Below are 18,975 nucleotides of genomic sequence, written 5' to 3' on the forward strand. Positions count from 1 at the left end.
AGCCTTCAAATTGTTGGGTGTCGCAAGCTCTACCCAACCTACGATTTGGCTAAATGCGTAAGTCCTATATCGGTGAATTAAGCCAAAGAAAGTTGGTTAACCCACCTAAGATTACACACGATTACAGGGTGCGTTTAACTTCATGGATTTCAAAGACTTCGATTTTATCGCCTGCTTTGACTTCATAGCCTTTTACCGCTAGACCACATTCCATACCTGCACGTACTTCATTGACATCGTCTTTAAAACGGCGAAGTGATTGCAGTTGACCTGTAAATACCACTTGGTCATCACGCAGTACACGAATCGGCTTATTACGGATAATATTGCCTTCCATGACCATACAACCTGCGGCATAACCAAAGCGACTTGAATGGAATACTTCACGCACTTCAGCAATACCCAAGATTTGTTCACGGTGTTCTGGGGCTAATAGACCGCTCATGGCAGCTTTAACATCGTCAATCAAGCCATAAATCACGCTGTAATAGCGAATGTCCAGTCCTGATTCATCGGCTTTGCGTTTGGCGGCATTGTCGGCACGCACATTAAAGCCCAATAGTACCGCTTCGCTAGATTCGGCAAGTACCACATCCGATTCTGAAATAGGGCCTACGCCTGATGAAATGACTTTAACTTTCACTTCATCGGTAGATAGTTCATCCAATGAGGCAAGCAATGCTTCCAATGAACCACGCACATCGGTTTTGAGAATCAAATTTACTGATGGTAGTTTGGCATCGTTCATTTGGTCAAAGAGATTTTCAAGACGTGATTTGGCTTGACGCTCAAGCACTTTTTCACGCTCACGCACGGTACGGTATTCAGCGACTTCACGGGCTTTTTTCTCATCATCCACCACCATGAACTCACTACCTGCCATTGGGGTGTCTGGTAAACCGAGAATTTCAACAGGAATTGAAGGGCCTGCCGTGGTAATACGTTGACCATTTTCATCGGTCATCGCACGCACACGCCCATAATATTCGCCTGCCAATACCAAATCACCTTGGTTTAGCGTACCTTGTTTGACCAATACGCTGACCACTGCACCACGACCTTTTTCAAGGCGAGATTCGATAACGACACCTTGAGCAGCACCGTCAGTGGCAACTTCAAGTTCCATGACTTCGGCTTGTAGGTGAATCACTTCAAGTAATTCGTCAATGCCTTGACCTGTTAACGCTGATACTTTAACAATCGGTGTATCACCGCCCCATTCTTCTGGCACGACTTCTTTGGTGGTCAATTCGTTCATCACACGGTCAGGGTCGGCACTGTCTTTGTCCATTTTGTTAATGGCAACGATAATCGGTGTACCTGCGGCACGAGCATGGTCAATTGCTTCGGCAGTTTGAGGCATCAAGCCATCATCGGCAGCCACGACCAATACCACGATATCAGTGGCTTTTGCACCACGAGAACGCATCGCAGTAAAGGCGGCGTGACCGGGGGTGTCAAGGAAGGTGATAACGCCTTGGTCAGTTTCAACATGGTATGCACCAATGTGCTGTGTAATACCACCTGCTTCACCTGATGCCACTTTGGTTGAGCGGATTTTGTCAAGCAATGAGGTTTTACCGTGGTCAACGTGACCCATGATGGTGACGACAGGCGGACGAGATTGAATATTACTACTCTTTTCGCCCACCGCTTCACGCAGTGAGTCTTCAACTTGGGTCGAGCTGACCAACACAGGGTTATGACCGAGTTCTTCGACCAATAACGCAGCGGTTTCTTGGTCAATGGCTTCGCTTTCACGTGCCAATTCACCCATTTTCATCAGCATTTTGACCACTTCACGTGCCTTGATTGCCATTTTTTGAGCAAGGTCAGATACGATGATGGTTTCGCCAATTTCAACGTTATGTACGATTTTTTCCACAGGTTTTTCAAACTTATGTTTGTTTGCCTGTGAGGATTTTAGCCCACGACTGCGGTTCTTGATTTCCTGTTCGCCATCATCATCACGGCGACGACGGCGGTTTTTGTTGGCAGAGGTGGTTGAGCCACGTTTGATTTCACGGCGTTCTTGTTCAAATGAGTCTTCAAGTGCCGCTCCGACTAGACCTTCAGCCAAGGGTTCATCCTTGCCACGTACCACAGTGGTAGTGGTTGGTTCGGTGTCATTGGCGTATTTGCTTGCCATCTGACGCATTTGCTCTAAAGTGCGTTGTTGAGCTTCTTCCGCTGATTTACGGCGACTTTCAGCTTCCAACTTACGTAAGCGTTCTTCTTCCGCTTCACGGGCTTTGCGTTCAGCATCGCTTTCTTTTTTCACATCTGCTTTTTTGACAGGTTTTGCAGGTGTAGTGGCTTTTTTGTCGCCTTTACGCACTTCGACCGATACACTGCTGACCGCAGAGGTCGAGCTATCTTCTGTTTTGCCTTTACGCACTACGACACTGCTAGTCGTGACACTGCTGTCATTGCTGTCTTTTTTACCACCGCCCAAATTGGCACGCATGGCAGCAAGGGTCGCTTGCTGACGTTGTTCGGCTTCCTTTTTGGCTTGCTCTTTGGCTTGTTGCTCTTTGGCTTTTTGTTCTGCTAGGGCTTTGGCTTTTTCAGCTTTTTCAACAGCAGCTTGCTTTTGGGCTTCAAGTTCTTGGGCCATTTTTTCTGGGTTGGGTTTTTCAAACACGACTTTTTTACGTCTTTCTACTTCAACGTTTTTCGCTTTACCAGACGTACCTGTGACTTTAGCAGTCGAGGTTTGTTTGCGGTTAATGCTGATGCGAGATTTTTCTTGTTCGCCGTGGCTGTGTTTTAGATACGCCACGAGCTGTTCTTGTTCCCGTTCGGTGACGATGTCGTTATCGCCACGAGCAGGCAGACCAGCATCAACCAGTTGTTTTTTGATTGCATCAACGGTCGTATTTTTGCTCATTTCTGCAAGTTCTTTGACGGTTTTATCTGCCATTCATACACCTTTATTATTCGTTAAACCATGATTCACGAGCTTTCATAATCAACTCACCTGCGGTTTTTTCGTCCAAGCCTTCGATGTCTTGAATGTCAAAAATGGCTTGTTCTGCAAGGTCATCAAGGGTGATAACATCACGTTCGGCAAGTTTGTACGCCCATGCGGCAGTCATGCCTTCCATGTTAAGGAGTTCTGGGCTTGGCTCTTTGATATTTTGTTGTTTGACCAATTCATCGGCAATTACCGCTTCTTTGGCACGCTCTTGAATGGCATCAATGGCTTCATCGTCTAAACCGTCAATGTCATAAAATGTTTCGGCTGGTACATAGGCAACTTCCTCAAGGGTCGTAAAGCCGATATCAACCAAGGCTTGGGCAAGGTCTTCGTCTACTTCTAGGCGATGGTAGAATAAATCACGATAGACTTTGGTTTCGGTTTCTTGTTTGGCGTTGTATTCGTCTTCAAGCATCATATTGAGGCGATAGCCTGTCAACTCAGAAGCCAAACGCACGTTTTGCCCTTGTGAGCCAATGGCACGAGCCAATTGGTCATTGGTGGCGAAAATAATATCGGCAATTTTGGTATCTTCATCAAGGATGATACGGTCAACGTCCGCAGGCTCTAAGGCACTGATGATGTATTGGACAGGATCATCTGACCACACTACCACATCAATGCGTTCGCCTTCAAGTTCTTGCTGTACCGCTTGGATACGTGTGCCACGCATACCGATACACGCACCGACTGGGTCGATACGATGGTCATTGGTTTTAACCGAGATTTTCGCTCTTAAACCAGGTTGGCGAGCGACATCACGGATTTCGATGATTTGTTCGGCGATTTCTGGCACTTCTTTTTGCATCAAGGCAATCAGCATTTGGGGTGAGGTGCGTGATAACACCAATTGAGCCCCACGATTGTCACGATTGACTTGCTCTAAAATTGCATTGATACGGCTTTTGGCACGTAATTGCTCACGAGGTAACATCTTGTCACGAGGCAAATAACCTTCAACATTATCACCCAAATCAATGATATAGCCATCACGAGCAGGTTTTTTGACCTCACCTGTAATCATCTCGCCCACACGAGGTTCAAACGCATCTGCGACCAATGAACGCTCGGCTTCACGGATTTTTTGGATAATCACCTGTTTGGCTTGGGTGGCAGCGATACGACCAAATTCAATGGACTCGATTTGTTCTTCTTTGACATCACCGATTTTCCACTCATCTTGGTCTAAATCAGTAATGGCAAGTTGGCAAGCGGGCATTTCGTGGTCTTCATCAGCAACCACTGTCCAAAAACGATAGGTGTCATAATCGCCTGTTTTGCGGTCGATATGCACACGAATTGCGACCTCAGGTTGCTCACTATAGACCTTTTTCTTGGTTGATACCACCAAGGCTTGCTCAATCGCCTCAAAAATATCTTCAGGGTTTAAGCCTTTTTCATTACTTACAGTTTCGACAACTGTCAAAATTTCTCGATTCATTTAATCACCTACGGTTAGCTATTTTTGTTAAACATCATCATGTTAACAAAAGACTGAATAAGCAAAAGGTTTTAACCCTGCACAACGAGTAAAATTTAGTCGTTATTTAAATTGGTTAATATTGATAGGTTAAAATTGATACACCAAATTGGCTTTATCAATATTATCCAACACCACGCTGATAAGCTCATTGTCTGCCTGAATGCTCAACTGCTTATCATCAATGGCAGATAGCACGCCTGTCACTTTACGGCGTTTTTCTGTGCCTGCACCAATCGCATGAATCAAACGCAAACTGATGGTTTGTCCCACATAATCATGTAATTGATTGGCAGAAAAGAACGAACGGTCAAGCCCTGGGGAAGACACCTCAAGCATGTATTCACCTGCAATCGGGTCATGGACATCGAGTACGCCACTGACTTGATGGGTCACGGCAGCACAATCCTCAATGGTCACCTGCTGACCCCCTGCTTTATCCTCAGGCAATGACTCAATATAAATACGTAACAGCGATTTACGCCCTTGGGGAACAAACTCAATTCCCCACAAACTCACATCACAAGCGGTCACCGCTGGCTCAATAATTTGGGTCAACTCAGCGACTTTAGTTGATAGTTTCATGTCTTTTTTTGGCTTCCTAAAAGCTTTTTAAGTTAAAGGTGAATGTATTCATGGTATGTTGAATCACGATAAGGGTTAATCTAGCAAAAAAAATGCAATTGATAAACCGATAGATACAAAAAAACCCACAAACAAATTGGTGGGCTTTTAACTTAATAAAAGTGTGTAGAATTAAAAATTCGTATCAAATAACAAATTTTTAATTAACTAAAAAGTGGTAGCGGGGGCTGGATTTGAACCAACGACCTTCGGGTTATGAGCCCGACGAGCTACCAGACTGCTCCACCCCGCAACAATTTAGAAGGCATATTCTAAAGATAATTCATATACTTGTCAAGGCTTATTTGAGTGATTTATTAAAAAAATATACTAACGCTCAAATTTTGGTGCGAATGGAGAGAGTACAACCTTCCATTCATATAGTACCATACCGTATCACATCACTAGATTCATCAATAAGTTGCATGATTTGGTTAAATCATACTGTTTCATGATGAACACTTAATCTCTGCTCTTTTGGTACACTGCATGGTACACTAAAAAAATTGGTTAGACAAGGAAATTAATATGTCAGAACGCAAAACTATAAGCACAGACCGTAGTATCAGTAGCCATAAAGCCGAAGATAAAGAATATTTGGTTGGGGTATCGCAACGACCAAATCTTTTTTTGATGGTACGACCCAATGGCACAAAGTCTTGGATTTTTCGTTACACTTCACCAATTAATGGTAAAAGACAACGAATCTCGCTTGGTGTTTATCCTAGCATATCTTTAGCTAGGGCAGGGGAGTTATGGCAAGAATATACCGAATTATTAAGCAAAAACATTGACCCCAAAAGTCACAGAGAACAAGTAAAGCAAAACATTATAGATGAGAATCGTAATACGTTTGATTACTTTTCACAGTGTTATTTTAAAACGATTGAATCAACACTTGCTGATAATACAATTAATCGTAAGCGTAATCATATTGCGTTATTGTGTAGCTATCTAGGGGATATGCCGATTAGTGAAATCAGTTCACCTAAAATGTTGGAGGTATTATTAGATATCCAACAACATTCGCTACAAGCCAATGGTGTGCCTACTCAAAAGGCGGAGCGTTGTGCCAGTATTGCCAGTGATATATTTACCTATGCAATTACTAGAGGTCATTGTATCAACAATCCTGCTATGCTTATGAAAAGTCAATTGGATAAACCTCGTTATGGACATAGACCTGCGATTATTAAGCCTTTGGCGTTTGGACAGTTATTGCGAGATATTGAATCTATTGCCAATAAGGTAGATGCTAATACAATCACCTCGCTACGTCTGTTACCCTTGTTATTTGTGCGTAATGGCGATTTAAGGCATATGAAGTGGGGCGATATTGATTTTGAAGAGAGTAAATGGCGTTTTCAACCTATGAAAGGCAAGGGTAGGGAAAATATGGTTCATGAAATGGTTGTGCCTTTGTCAAAACAAGCCATTGAGATATTGAAGCATCATTATCAGTTTACGGGGCATACTGACTATGTTTTTCATAGTACATCAGCAAAAAAGAAAGGGGTTATTTCAGATGTAACTGCTAATAACCATTTAAAAGAACTGGGTTATAAAGACATCCATTGTGTGCATGGTTTTCGTGCAAGTGCCAAAACCATGCTACAAGAACAGCTAAAGTATCCTGCGGTCATTGTCGAAATGGGCTTGGGTCATATCACCAAAGACCAAAACGGCACAGCTTATGGACGATTTGAGTTTTTAGATGATAGAATCGAGATGATGCAAACATGGGCGGATTACCTAGATGCGTTACGCAATGAGGAAGATACCACACGCTTTAAAAATCGCTTACAAGGCAATACCATCCAAGACCCTGCTAAAATGCTTGAGATACTTGCAAATCAGATGGGCAAAGAAAGTTTATTAAAATTATTAAATTGATTATTTATTAAAAATTAATAAAATATACAGTATTTATAAAAAACTTTATTTCTTCTTTTTAGTGTTGAGTATGCAACATAAATTACTGACTAATATCAATAATTTGTACAATCTAAGCAGTAGCTATTTTATTGTTGGCGTGGCAGAAGAAAACAGCAGAACTAAATTTCCCAATTTTTGAAATGGATGATGAACATAGCTACTTTTTGATTAGCTTGCCGATTCATGAGGATTGTTTGACCGATATAAATATTGCCGTACAAGATAGCAGACAAGTCACCATACAAGATAATCACATTACCCAAACATTTTAATGTGTTAGTCCAAACCTAATCTGACAAGCCTACCTTCTCTTTATGAATATCTGTCAGATGAGGTTTGAATTATTACAGTATGTCTTACTTACTCGCTCTTAATCTTGCCATTGCGTTTTCTAAATTTTGACTACTGTCACTATTTCCAACTTCTTTTAACCGCTCGGTACTATCACGCATGGCATATAGACTACCTAAACTTGCTTGTACTTTCTTAAATGTTGTTATAGCATCTTGATAGCCTGTTTGAATAAGTTTAGTAACGGTGGCTTCAGAAAAATCCAACATTGCCCCAAAACCACCCATATCAATACTTGGGCGAATCTCAATAATACTTGCTTCGGGAAAATCATGCCGATGCCATAATGACGTACCATCGAGATGAACTACTACAATATGTTTACAACCTGCTTTGATAAGGGGTTCAATCGGTGTATTACCTTGTGACTTTATCATGCCACCTTGACCACCATCTGTATAGCGTGATTGGTTTTCATCTTGATAGGCTTTAAACAGCAAAGGTAAGGCAGAAGAAGCCAAAATAGTTTCTTTTTGTTGTTCAAGTGGCAAGGATTGAATATGACGAAACTCTGATGAATGGTTATTTATACCCAATATTTCAGTTTGAAAGCCATCTTTAATTCCCATATAAAAATCGGTCAATGCTTTACCATTATGGGTCTGTGGGAATATTGATACATACAAAGGAATGGATTTTTGAAGGTGTGACAAATCCAAATATTCCTGTAGCAAATCCTGTAAGACATCATCTTTGATAATACTTTCAACTTCTAAGTTTTGAACCAATGTTGTTGCGATACCAATAGGGTTGCTAAATTTTAAACCCGCCGAAACTAAAAATGTGATGTAGCCTAGTGATTGCTTCGGTGATAAATCAAATCTAACCCCCCTCACTCCAAACTGTATAGGGTTTTGCTCGGGGAGTACACGCCATACGTTTTTCATGCGTGTAATGCCTTCATTGAGATTAGGGGCAGAAGCTAAAATTGCCCCATTTAATGCACCAATACTTGCTCCAGCAATCATATCCACTGGGATATTCAATTCTTGCATCGCCTGCATAACACCAACGTGATACGCACCTTTTGCCCCACCGCCTGACAATACCAATCCAATTTTATCATTCATCGTTTTTATCCCTTATGCCACAAATATATTTTGCATCATGCGTTGGCTTACTCGATTGATATCAATCATTTCAATTACTAGGTCATCATATTCTTCTACGTTCTCTGTTAGCATGGGGAGTTGTGTTGCTGTGAATACCATTGGGGAATGTTTAGGATTTTTCCAACTCCAATCTCCTTGATATTGTAAGGCGTACTGCATATCTTGGGTACTTGCACGATGAGCGGTTGGTTCTAGCCATTGTTTTTTTAGGAAGTCGTCAGTGGCATTTTTATGAAGTAGTGATTTTTGTATTGTGATGATTTTATTTTTAAGTGTATTAAGCTCTTGTTCACGCTCAGTAGGATTTAACTGTTGCAAGAACAGCCCAAAATCGCCCCACTTTAAAGTATCTAAGACTAAAAAACACTGACCCATTGGTGATAGCTCGACATATTGCTCTGCTTCCCACGCACTGAGGACATTTTGTAATTGTCTATCTGCTCTATCTGACCACTCTAGACGGTCAATACGAGATGAAAGCTGATGATTGATTTCTTGCACCTGTTCTTGTAAGTCAGCGACAAAATGAGCGATTTCTGCGACATTATTTTGTGTTTGGCTCAAAGCAGTATTAAGCGTCATGATGGCATTAGCATGGGCTTGTTGATGTTGGGAGATTTCTTGAAAATACCCTTGGCAAGCCTCCAATCCAGCAATGACATGGTCATTGATGTTTTCTTGAGCCATTTGGGTTTTGCCATTCAAGATGTGAAAATTACGTTTGAAAAAACTTTGTGATACTTCTTTTTGGTGCTGATTGAGGCGATTAGCGACATCTAGTCCATTGACAAAGTCGATAACCATTTTATCTTTTAGGTAAGGGAAAGTTTCGTTTATTTTGTCAAGATGAATAGGGGCTAGTTGCATGGGTTGCTCCTTGATACGCCAAAACTATCCTATAAGCTATAGGATAGTTTTCGTATGCTTTTGTTATTATTTAAGCAGATTTAATTTCTTCAACTTTAAATTTTTCAGCAACACTTTCCCAATCAGCTTTCATAGTGTCATGGTCGTGTTTAGCTTGTAAAATTGTATTTTTATAAGATTGCTGTTCATCTTTTGATTTACTTTTTATCTCACTTTCAAGCTGAATACCCTTCTGTGTTTCATTTACGATTTCTGTAACTTTCTTTCCAAAATTATCAATATAATCTGTACTTTGCTTTAATAGCTCTTGTGTCTTATCTTCAACTTGTTTTCTTAAAGGGAATAGAAACTCTTTATCGATAATCTTGATTAAAAGGTCAATAGTTTTTTGTTTGGAGATGGTAAAAGTAGAATACTCAACAGTGTATGTACCCCAACTTTTACCAAATAGTCCACCTAAACCCCTCTTGGCTTTACCAAAAAACCCTGACTCTTGACGCCTTTCTGTAAAATCTTTTCTTCGCTCTTTTAAGTCAATACTGCCCACTTTAGCCTTTTGCTTTTGTAAATTTTTCATTGCATCAAAATCAATGCGTAAATCAATACCTTCTTCAGAAAAATCGCTTTTTATTTCTTTGAGTAACTTAAGACTATTTTGGTTGATGTCATTTGTTAATTCTTTAACAGCCTCTATACTTTCATCTAATAGTGAATCAAACGCTTGAACGACATTGTCATCGACAAATTTTTCCACTGTTTTCACAGCTTTCTCTTTAAATTCCTTTAAGTCAGCTTCGCTAGAAAATACTAAATTATTACCATCAGATTTGGCTCTAGCACGAATTTTATCTAAGTCTTCTTTTTCTTTTGCTACCTGTGCTTCGCTTTTTGGTGTTAAGATATTTATTATTCTGTTTATGCCTTTGTTTTGGGCAAGAGCATCCATTTCCTGCTTTTTTGCAGTATTCATTTCTTCTTCAAACATATTAGATATTGAACGCTGTGTTTCCAAACTAATAATTTTCAACTTATCTTCTAAGTTTACTTTAAGTAATATATTTCTTTTCGATTCATCAACTTTATTAATTAGCTCTTGTTTGCTTATGTCCCAATGTTCTTTTTGTGCCTTTAAGTCGTTCAGTAAATTGGTTAGCCTATCAATTTCTTGTGCAGACATATTTTCATATTTCGCAAAAAAACCACGAATATCTAAAGTGTTATGCAAGTTATCAAATACATGACTTGCCCCTGCTAATGCAGATTGCATAGCAATAAATGGGGCGTTTTTTTGCATATTGATGACGATATTATTTAATGGTTCAGACATTCTTCCTTTCTTTCGTACGCTCTCAACCTTTCTCACAATTTTATCTAAGCTTGCATCAGGATAGTCATCCTCTGCATCTTCACCAAATGCTTTATGAGCAAAATCAGCAATCCAAGTGTTTTTTTCATAAGCAGGTATTGATTTATCATTGTTAATCTGTGTAGCCATTCTTTCAGCTAAATAATGATTACTGGCAGAAATTGCATAAATATTGTCTAACTCAATTCTATCTTTCAAAAGATTATGAAAAATATGAGTGCGAGTAGAGTCAGCATCATCAGCATTGGCATTTTTTTGGTCAAATTTATTGACTAAGGCAAATAGGCGAGATTTCTGTACTGTTGGGATTTTACTAATTTGCTCTTTGACATCCTTCTCAGCATCAGAATTTAGCTGAGTATAATCTAATACAATCATCACTGCCGAACTACGTTCTAACTGCTGTGCTAAGGCTTCTTTTAATTCATCTTGACCTGCTTCATTCGGACCCGCTGTGTCCAACAACATAAAACGACCTGCTGTCTCAAAATCTCCCTCTAAATTAAAGGCAACATCAATTCGAGGTAAGTTTTCAAAATTTTTATATTCATCAAAAGGGAAATGTAAAATGGCTGTTTCATCTTGGTTTTCTTGAATATCGCTAATTTTCTTTGATAGACGAACCAAATCGTTAAGCATATACAAAAAATCAAATATGCTTTGCTCTCCTGTGTACAATGTTTGGAATTTACCACCTGTACTGACAAAGTCAATCAATCTTTTCATATCTTCGTGCATAGCTTCAGACTTAGGCACAAGATGTAATTTATCTTTTAGCTTCTCCAAGAAGTTATTAATAACCGTTGGATTAATGGTAAGGGTAGGGGTTGTTTGATTTGGCTTATGGCAAATAAGTGTTGGTAATGCAGTCATTGGACGATTACGGTTTGGTAAAATTTCACGCCCAACAATGGCGTTGATAGTAGTTGATTTACCTGCTTTCATTGTGCCAACAACAGCAAGCACAACATCAAATTTTTCTAGTTTAGTAATTTCATTTTTAAGAATCTGCTGAAAATCATGGGATTTTTCAACGGTTAAAATACCTTGTTTACTATCATCTTTATCTTTAGATTCTTGTTTCAAAATACCATCTAAGCTTTGCAAAATCTCAATTTGCTTATTAAGAATTTGCAAAGTGGTTTTTTTATAGCCATTGATGTCATCAAGGTTCATTGATTCTACTGACATGGTAAACTCCTTAAAATATTGCTATTAATGTTTAAACTACTGAAAAATATCATTAACTAATAATAAATATCCTGCAAAACAACCTCTAAAAACTGTCCTTATTTGGTTTCTCCAAATACCCCTGCAACTGTTGCACAAGCTTCACCTTCATCGCATCAGGGGCGACAACATCCACATAAGGAATCCAATAACGAATTAACGGTAAAATCTCCTGCTCATGCACCTTTTTACACGCCACAATCAACGTACCATCCGTCAACTCTCGCATGATTTCTTGATTCGGCAATAGATTACGTCTCGTGAAATACACCGCCACCTCACCATCCACCTTGAGAATCACCTCATCAATCACACCCTCAAAATAAATCCCATCACCAGCCTCGATACGCTCATTGATAGCCTTATCAACCACAAACGTATCATCTTCAACTTTAGGCAAGCTAATCCGAGTAAAACTAAACACCTTAATCTTGTCATCATGTATCGCTATCAGATACCACACGCCACTTTTATTCACCAACTTATAAGGCTGAACCACATACGCCACACTGCTATCACTGGCTTTGGCTTTTACCCTACGATAATGAAAGGATAAATATTGTCGATTCACAATCGCTTGATTAATCAAATCAAACTCAGCTTGCTTATTGCCAATGCTTTCATAATTAAAGCCTTTGATATTGATACTGTCTAACAGGTATTTATGAAAAAAGTTTTGGTCAACCTTACTAAACAGCTCACTGACACTGGCAAAGTCCGCAAAACGCTTAATATCGGCAATGGTGAGTTTGCCAAGATAGCTAGGTTCAAGACGGTAGCTGTTGGCATCGATTTTCTCTAATGGCATAAATGCCAATCTTTCGTGAAAATCTCGTTGTATAGTGCGGACAGAAGTTTGATGAGTTTCGGCTAATTCATCAATTTTAAGAGTTTCACCGTTATTGAGTTTTTGTAGGATACTGACCAGTCGGATAGAGAATTCTTCGTTTTTACTGGGCTTTGTCATGAGTTTGTCCTTAATGCCACCAAGGTATTAAAAAGTAACTTTTTGTAAATGCAATTGATGTTACAGAAAAATTGTTGATGACATTTTTTCGCTACACTTACAGCGTATCACACCAATAATCCAATGATAATTGATGGCATTGACAGGTGGTGTCATAGAAAATCTACAATGATAAAATTTTAGTAAATATCCTAAAATGGGATTATCCTAAAAACGGATAACAATATCAACTTAATTTTAAGTTGGTAGGGTTATGCTTGAAAACTATTCATAGTGAAAGGTATGGGTTATTAATAGATGAATTGATTGCCAGTCGTAAACGGCAAGGGCTGACCCAACAGCAAGTTGCTGAATGGCTAGAAAAACCCCAATCCTATATTGCTAAAATTGAGGGGCGGGAAAGGAAAATGGATGTGATGGAATTTATGCAACTGTGTGAGGTGCTAGGCTTAACCCCTTCACTGGTCATTGCAAAGTTTGAATCGCCATCAGCTATGGTTAAAGAGGTGTAAAGTTGCCATGATAAATAGATTATTCGTGCCTATTCAATCCTATTCAATCCTATTCGTGCCATTTGGCAGAACATAATGGGTATTTCTTGAATTACCTTGCCTTACCAACTGACCGTTATCGACCATCTGTTTAAGCAATGTCGTTGCCTGTTTTTCAGTCACAAAACAAAGCTCTACCACATCAGCTCGTTTGACATAGCCATTGGCTTTGATAGCATTTATCACCATTTGGGGCTTTTGTAGCTCACTGAATCCAGTCTGACGTACATACTTGATAGTTTCCCCTGCTTTCTGATAAACCGACAAGCTTAACGTATAGCTTCGCCCTCGACCAGTACCATGAGCTTCGATTAAACCTGCTTCGGTCAGTTTTTCTAATACACCTCTGACATTGGTTTCTGATTTTTGTACGGATGTCACAAAATCTGCGGTCATTAAACGTCTTTCTTCACGCAAACGGCTAAGAATAATTAAGCTGTCAATCGGCATCTCATAGCCTTGTTTTTCTTCTTGCTCAATAATCATTTTCAAGAATTCAACATCGGCTTTGGCGTTACTTAAATACAGTTCAACACTGATGCTGGTTGATTGGCTATAATCAGGAGCAGGGCGACCATAGCGGAGCATTCCCTCAAAAATACGGTCAATGCCTCGACCTGTTCGCTCTGCCAAGCCGATACGTTTCATGATATCAGCCAACAGTGGATTGCGTGAGCGAGGGGGAGCGACCAACAAATTGTCTAAATTCACCCCCTCAATAAAGCCACCTGTGCTATTGATAGTTAAGCCAGAATCGTCTAGCTTAATTTGTACCATACCCAAACGGCTATAATCCCTGTGAACCAACGCATTGACAAAGGCTTCACGAAAACCACTTCTACTATAATTGGGAATCGGTGTGCGGAATAAGCCGATTTGTACTTCTTGCTCTTCCACCCGTGAGCGAAATAACAGTTCAACTTCTTCAAAGGTCTCAAGCAAGGGTTTTTTAAAGAACTCATTGACCTTAACGTCTGTACCCGATAATACTTGAAAAGCGACCTCGTGACTGGGTAAATGACGTTTTAACAAATCTTCTGTGCCAAGTATCAACAGCCCTGCCAAAGTAGGATAAAGCTTGCCGTCTTGCTCGATAACCAAGCTTAACGCAAGGTCTAATTGCTCATCATCAAGACTGGCTAACGCTCTATCACCACCGTATGTGTTGATAGCTCTGCGTAAACGTAATCGCTGAATTGGGTCTAATTGGCTAACTGCTACGTCCATCATCGGCAGTGCGGATGGGTCAATCAGCTTTAGGCTTGATTGGCGTTGGATAAATTCATGCGGTTGAAAAGGCACACATTCGGGTGAACCATCTGCCTTTAACCGACGACGTTGAATGAGTCCGTCAGTGGTGGCGACAATCCCTTGAAATTTTGGCACGCTAATAACCGCAATATCAATACTATCAATCGTCACTTTATCGACTTGAACGGATAGTGATGGCGTGGTGCGACTGGCAACAAAGCTTGCCAAGGCTTGCGTATTTTGGTGGCTTTTGTGTAGTCCTGTGATGTCCCCATTGTCTTCTACACCCACTAAAAGATAACCACCATCAGAATTGGCAAGACAGACAATCGCAGATATCAAATCATTATCAGATAGCTTTGAGCGGTCACTTTTAAACTCAGTGGTCATGGACTCGCCAAGGTGAATAATGTCTAGGATTTGGGCTTGAGTAAACATGGTAGATGTCCTATGGTTTAGGTTATTGTAGCCTACTTTATTAAAAAAAATAAGCCTGCATTCCACAGACTTATTTATGCCGTCAGTCACGCAGACCGACTGGCGATTTTCTGATTAATCCATTCTGCCACTTCGCTAGCTACCCAAGCAATACGCACTTGTGAAAGCTGTACCTTTTTGGGAAAGGTTGGGTCGTAATGCTCTGACTTTTCATCAATCATCCGATAAATCGTAGCACGGCTTAAACCTGTACATTGGATGACATCTTGGATTGAGATTAGCTGTGGTATGATGATGGTGGCAAAAGTTGGATTGGTGGTATTGATAGTATTCATGATTAGCTCCTTAAATTGATATAAAAGGCAATTACCTTTCATATCAATTCGCTGTCTCATATTTTTTTACGGTATCTCATACTGTCCGTATCAACTCACCTTCCTCACACTTTGCCTTAGCCCCTGCTCCATCGACTGCCAATACTCAGACGGAATATCATCAGCATAAATACCTTGGGGCTGTGGCTGGCGTATCTCGTTATCCGCATTGGCTTCGGCATTATAAAACTCCTCCACAATCGCCAACCCTTCATCACTATCCATCTCAAACGCAGAATTGGCATAGCCCAGTTGAGCCACCGTCTCCAATGCCTGTTGATTAAAACCTGACTTCACTTGTTCCGCATGAATTGCTTGGGCGTTCTCAACCGCCTGTTTTAAACTCATGTTATCCTGCAAAGTCAAATCTACGTAATAAATGGGAGTGCGATAACTTTGGGTCGTGCTTTTGCCTCGAATGGTGAGTTGCAACGGCAAATTGGATAACAAGCCACCCGATACTGCATTAAAATAGCTAAGGCGAGCCATCAGCGTGCGGATTGAATTGTAGCCAGTCGTGCGAAAGATAAACGAACCTAACTCGTCTGAATCGTCCAAATTGGCATACAGCCGACCAAACACCTTACAGTTACCATTCTGCCCCATCGGACACAGCTCTGGACTGGGACACGGTAACTGCTCAACCCCATTTTGGGTACGCCGTTGACATTGCTCGCCATTACCAACACATAGCGGTCTGCCTGTCTGTCTATCAAACAGGGTATATTCCGCTCGTAAGTTTAGTTCGGGCGTGTTGAACAACATCCGCACAGGGATTTGCCGTAGTTTGCCATTACTGGTTAAGTTGGCATTTTGGCGTAGCTTGTCATCAATGGGATGTTTTATCCAACCGTCTTTACTTTGCACTTGCGTGGTGATGGTAAATTGGTCGTCTTTTTCGGGTAAGCGTTTGCCGTTTTTCTCAACCACTTTTCCGATGGTAATTCTGCCTAAAATAGGCGGTGTGATGGTTAAACCTTTAATCATGGGAATACTCCTTATTTTGTTTGATTTGACTTGATTAATTTGATTTGGTTAAATCAATTGTTTTAAGACAAATAAAAAACCCCTGCTTGACTGACAAACAGGGGCGGTACGATAAAATGCTTGGGATTGGACAAATTGCCTTAACTTAATACACTCGCTTTGATGGCTACTTGGCATTGACTAAAAAACGTCTGCTACCTTGTTTCACTTGCGAATACCGCTCAAGCAATTCGGGCTTGTCTGCTAATAACGCCTTGCTGTCTAGACTGATACTATCTTTAGACTTTTTCCAACTCACCGAACCTGTGGCAAAGGTGGCAAATTCGGCTTGTTTCATCGCTTGTTGGATTTGTTGTTTAAAAAAGTCAAATTGGTGTTGGTGTTTATCGACCAGTTCTTTTTGTTCCTTTAACTGAGTAAACCACTCATTGACGGTGTCATTGTCGCTAAAATCCACCGCTTCGCCATAAGTGGTGCTATACAACTGCTGTAATGCCTTGGCTGATGAATCGCTACCATCGGCAGGTGGGGCAATGTCTTGTTGCACATAGTCCCAAAAGCGTCTTTCTTGTTCAATCAACTGCTCAATGAACAAGTCATCACGCTTCACCTCAAACAGCTTGGCTTCATGTCCACAAATCAGCACGCAAACATGAGCCAGTTGTTTGCCAGTGACGGCTAACTGATGTTGCACTTGGCAAATGACATATAACGGTACGCCATCTTTCCATAGCTTTGCCCCATGCTCACCAGCGGTTTTGATTTCCAATACACCCACTTCGGACTTGTTTACCGCATAATCCAAATTGGCAAGCATGAAAGATTTATCGGGGTCGGGGTGTTGCAATACCGCATTGACACGCCGAACCTTGTTACCTGTTTTGGCGGTGTAGTATTTGGCAATGAGTGGCTCAAGCTCTTTGCCCCAATACAAAGGCGAATAGGCGTTTTCTATTAGCTCATCCGACAAATCCGCATTTATCCGCCCTGTCTTGATTAACCACAGTTCAAGGCGTGACATATAGGGATTTAGCCCACAAGCGGAGGCACTGTCACTACCCCCAATGCCTTGATTACGCACAGCTAACCAGTCTTGGTGCGATAAGGATTTGGTTTCGGCAAGGCGTTTGGCGGATTTGGGTTTGATAGTATCACTTGGTTTTGTAGCTGAATTAGTTTTAGCTAACATGGGGTTGACCGCCAATACCTTGACGGTTTGGCTGTCGTTGCTTGCTTTAGGTTGAATGGGTAGGGTTAAATCATTCATGGAAATTTCCTTGTTAAATATGATGTTTTGATTTATGGTAAAAAATGAAGGGCATAAAAAAACCACGCCCTATTGTTAGAACGTGGTTAATACGGTTTGATAAATTGAGTTAAGCTATCAGTCGCATGGCTTCCTCCAAGCCTTTTTGCTTTAAGTTTGCCCCTGTACCAAACCAAGCTGAATCCAAACGGTGGTCGGTGGACATCGCTCTACGTTCATGGTCAACAAATTCGGTCACCGCACACAGCAAGCCGTAGGCAGTATCACGAGCCGAATCCAATTCTGCCCCTCGTCCTTGACCGTTGAACATGGTCATGATTTGGTTCATGGCTTTGGCATTCGGTACGGCTTGTTGAGTTTTCTTGTTGGTAGGGAACATGATGATATCGTCATCCACATTGTTGAATAGCTTGTTCAAGTAGTTGGTGGCTTCTTTTTGAGTGACACGCCGTTCAGTAAGTTGCTTCATTTGGTACATATGCTCCTGCCATTGTTTCACCGAAATACCAAGTTGGTTTTTAACCTTTTCAGCTTCAAAGACAGTCGAATGAGGGACTTTCACTAAGCCACCGCTTTTATCTGCCAATGAAATCGCCAAGGTGTTATTACAAACCACTCGGATTGAGGTAAATTGAGCCGTTGTTGCCAATGTGCCATCACAAGCGGTTGCCAGTAGAATATAGCCATTACTGACATCTTTGCCTTTTAACGCAGTGGATTGTCCTGTTTTGGCTAACGCCCAGAATTTACGACCACCTTTTAATACCCCTGCGGTTTCCAGTTCAAAGTCGGCTTGTTCAGTCAAATCACGGTAAAATTCTAGAATTTCGCTAGGCTGAACTTCTTGGTAGCGTTGGCTAACAACTGATAACGGCTCTAGGGTATCTGAACGATATAGCACCTTTTGGTCAGGAAACGGCATAATTAAATCACCGCCTTTGTCGTTATGGGCGTAGTAGCTAACGTCAGATGATTCAATCCGCCAGTTCATACCTGCTTGCTCCGCCCATACTTCAATGGGCTGATTGGGGGTTAGTTCGTTGCCTAGTCCGTGCCAAGGGGTGTCGCCAACGTATGCCATTGTTTGTACTTCGTGTGACATGAGATTGCTCCTTTAAATATAGTAAAAGAAATCAAAAACTACTACAAATCCACATAAAATAGAAGAACAGTTTATCAATATCGTCAAGTCGCC

Annotated in this window: 14 protein-coding genes and 1 tRNA gene; 2 read left to right on the forward strand and 13 right to left on the reverse strand. The window is 40.9% G+C overall.

Going from position 1 to position 18,975, the window contains the following annotated elements; translation table 11 throughout:
* Positions 1-121 precede the first annotated feature (121 nt).
* The 4 genes from infB to ACK1U4_RS09480 form a co-directional block, all read right to left on the reverse strand.
* Positions 122-2,923: a translation initiation factor IF-2 gene (infB, locus tag ACK1U4_RS09465; protein ID WP_419401362.1), complete on the reverse strand. Its 2,802-nt coding sequence runs from the start codon at positions 2,921-2,923 to the stop codon at positions 122-124.
* A 13-nt stretch (positions 2,924-2,936) separates the two neighbouring features.
* A complete protein-coding gene (gene nusA / locus ACK1U4_RS09470) occupies positions 2,937-4,421 on the reverse strand; it encodes a transcription termination factor NusA (protein WP_419401363.1) in 1,485 nt (494 codons plus the stop codon).
* Positions 4,422-4,550: 129 nt separating this feature from the next.
* Complete coding sequence (gene rimP / locus ACK1U4_RS09475) at positions 4,551-5,045, reverse strand: ribosome maturation factor RimP (RefSeq protein WP_419401364.1); 495 nt, start codon at positions 5,043-5,045, stop codon at positions 4,551-4,553.
* 215 nt (positions 5,046-5,260) lie between these two features.
* Positions 5,261-5,337: transfer RNA gene (locus ACK1U4_RS09480), tRNA-Met, on the reverse strand.
* 275 nt (positions 5,338-5,612) lie between these two features.
* Between ACK1U4_RS09480 and ACK1U4_RS09485 the strand changes: the two genes are divergently transcribed.
* Positions 5,613-6,977, forward strand: a complete 1,365-nt coding sequence (locus tag ACK1U4_RS09485) for a tyrosine-type recombinase/integrase (protein ID WP_419401365.1) — start codon at positions 5,613-5,615, stop codon at positions 6,975-6,977.
* A gap of 398 nt (positions 6,978-7,375) precedes the next feature.
* Here ACK1U4_RS09485 and ACK1U4_RS09490 read toward each other — a convergent pair whose 3' ends face one another.
* The 4 genes from ACK1U4_RS09490 to ACK1U4_RS09505 all read right to left on the reverse strand — a co-directional run bounded on the left by ACK1U4_RS09490 (position 7,376) and on the right by ACK1U4_RS09505 (position 12,912).
* Positions 7,376-8,440 (reverse strand): patatin-like phospholipase family protein, encoded by a 1,065-nt coding sequence (locus tag ACK1U4_RS09490; RefSeq protein ID WP_419401366.1) that lies wholly within the window; start codon positions 8,438-8,440, stop codon positions 7,376-7,378.
* A gap of 12 nt (positions 8,441-8,452) precedes the next feature.
* A complete protein-coding gene (locus tag ACK1U4_RS09495; protein ID WP_419401367.1) occupies positions 8,453-9,349 on the reverse strand; it encodes a diguanylate cyclase regulator RdcB family protein in 897 nt (298 codons plus the stop codon).
* Positions 9,350-9,419: 70 nt separating this feature from the next.
* Positions 9,420-11,906 (reverse strand): dynamin family protein, encoded by a 2,487-nt coding sequence (locus tag ACK1U4_RS09500; RefSeq protein ID WP_419401368.1) that lies wholly within the window; start codon positions 11,904-11,906, stop codon positions 9,420-9,422.
* 85 nt (positions 11,907-11,991) lie between these two features.
* Positions 11,992-12,912, reverse strand: coding sequence for a helix-turn-helix transcriptional regulator (locus ACK1U4_RS09505; protein WP_419401369.1), 921 nt, complete (start codon positions 12,910-12,912; stop codon positions 11,992-11,994).
* A 257-nt stretch (positions 12,913-13,169) separates the two neighbouring features.
* On the opposite strand from ACK1U4_RS09505, the gene ACK1U4_RS09510 reads away from it, so the two are divergent.
* Positions 13,170-13,424 carry a helix-turn-helix domain-containing protein gene (locus tag ACK1U4_RS09510; protein WP_419401370.1) on the forward strand — a complete coding sequence of 85 codons (255 nt, stop codon included), beginning with the start codon at positions 13,170-13,172 and terminating at the stop codon, positions 13,422-13,424.
* Positions 13,425-13,463: 39 nt separating this feature from the next.
* Here ACK1U4_RS09510 and ACK1U4_RS09515 read toward each other — a convergent pair whose 3' ends face one another.
* The 5 genes from ACK1U4_RS09515 to ACK1U4_RS09535 form a co-directional block, all read right to left on the reverse strand.
* On the reverse strand, positions 13,464-15,152 hold the full coding sequence (locus ACK1U4_RS09515; protein ID WP_419401371.1) for an RNA-binding domain-containing protein: 1,689 nt from the start codon (positions 15,150-15,152) through the stop codon (positions 13,464-13,466).
* An 86-nt stretch (positions 15,153-15,238) separates the two neighbouring features.
* Positions 15,239-15,487 carry a helix-turn-helix transcriptional regulator gene (locus ACK1U4_RS09520; RefSeq protein WP_419401372.1) on the reverse strand — a complete coding sequence of 83 codons (249 nt, stop codon included), beginning with the start codon at positions 15,485-15,487 and terminating at the stop codon, positions 15,239-15,241.
* Between the two features lie 90 nt (positions 15,488-15,577).
* Positions 15,578-16,513, reverse strand: coding sequence for a hydrolase or metal-binding protein (locus ACK1U4_RS09525; protein ID WP_419401373.1), 936 nt, complete (start codon positions 16,511-16,513; stop codon positions 15,578-15,580).
* A gap of 166 nt (positions 16,514-16,679) precedes the next feature.
* Positions 16,680-17,780, reverse strand: coding sequence for a YqaJ viral recombinase family protein (locus ACK1U4_RS09530; protein WP_419401374.1), 1,101 nt, complete (start codon positions 17,778-17,780; stop codon positions 16,680-16,682).
* 109 nt (positions 17,781-17,889) lie between these two features.
* Positions 17,890-18,882 carry a DUF932 domain-containing protein gene (locus tag ACK1U4_RS09535; RefSeq protein ID WP_419401375.1) on the reverse strand — a complete coding sequence of 331 codons (993 nt, stop codon included), beginning with the start codon at positions 18,880-18,882 and terminating at the stop codon, positions 17,890-17,892.
* Positions 18,883-18,975: the final 93 nt, after the last annotated feature.

The sequence above is a fragment of the Moraxella sp. TY6 genome (assembly GCF_048551375.1).
Classification (GTDB): domain Bacteria; phylum Pseudomonadota; class Gammaproteobacteria; order Pseudomonadales; family Moraxellaceae; genus Faucicola.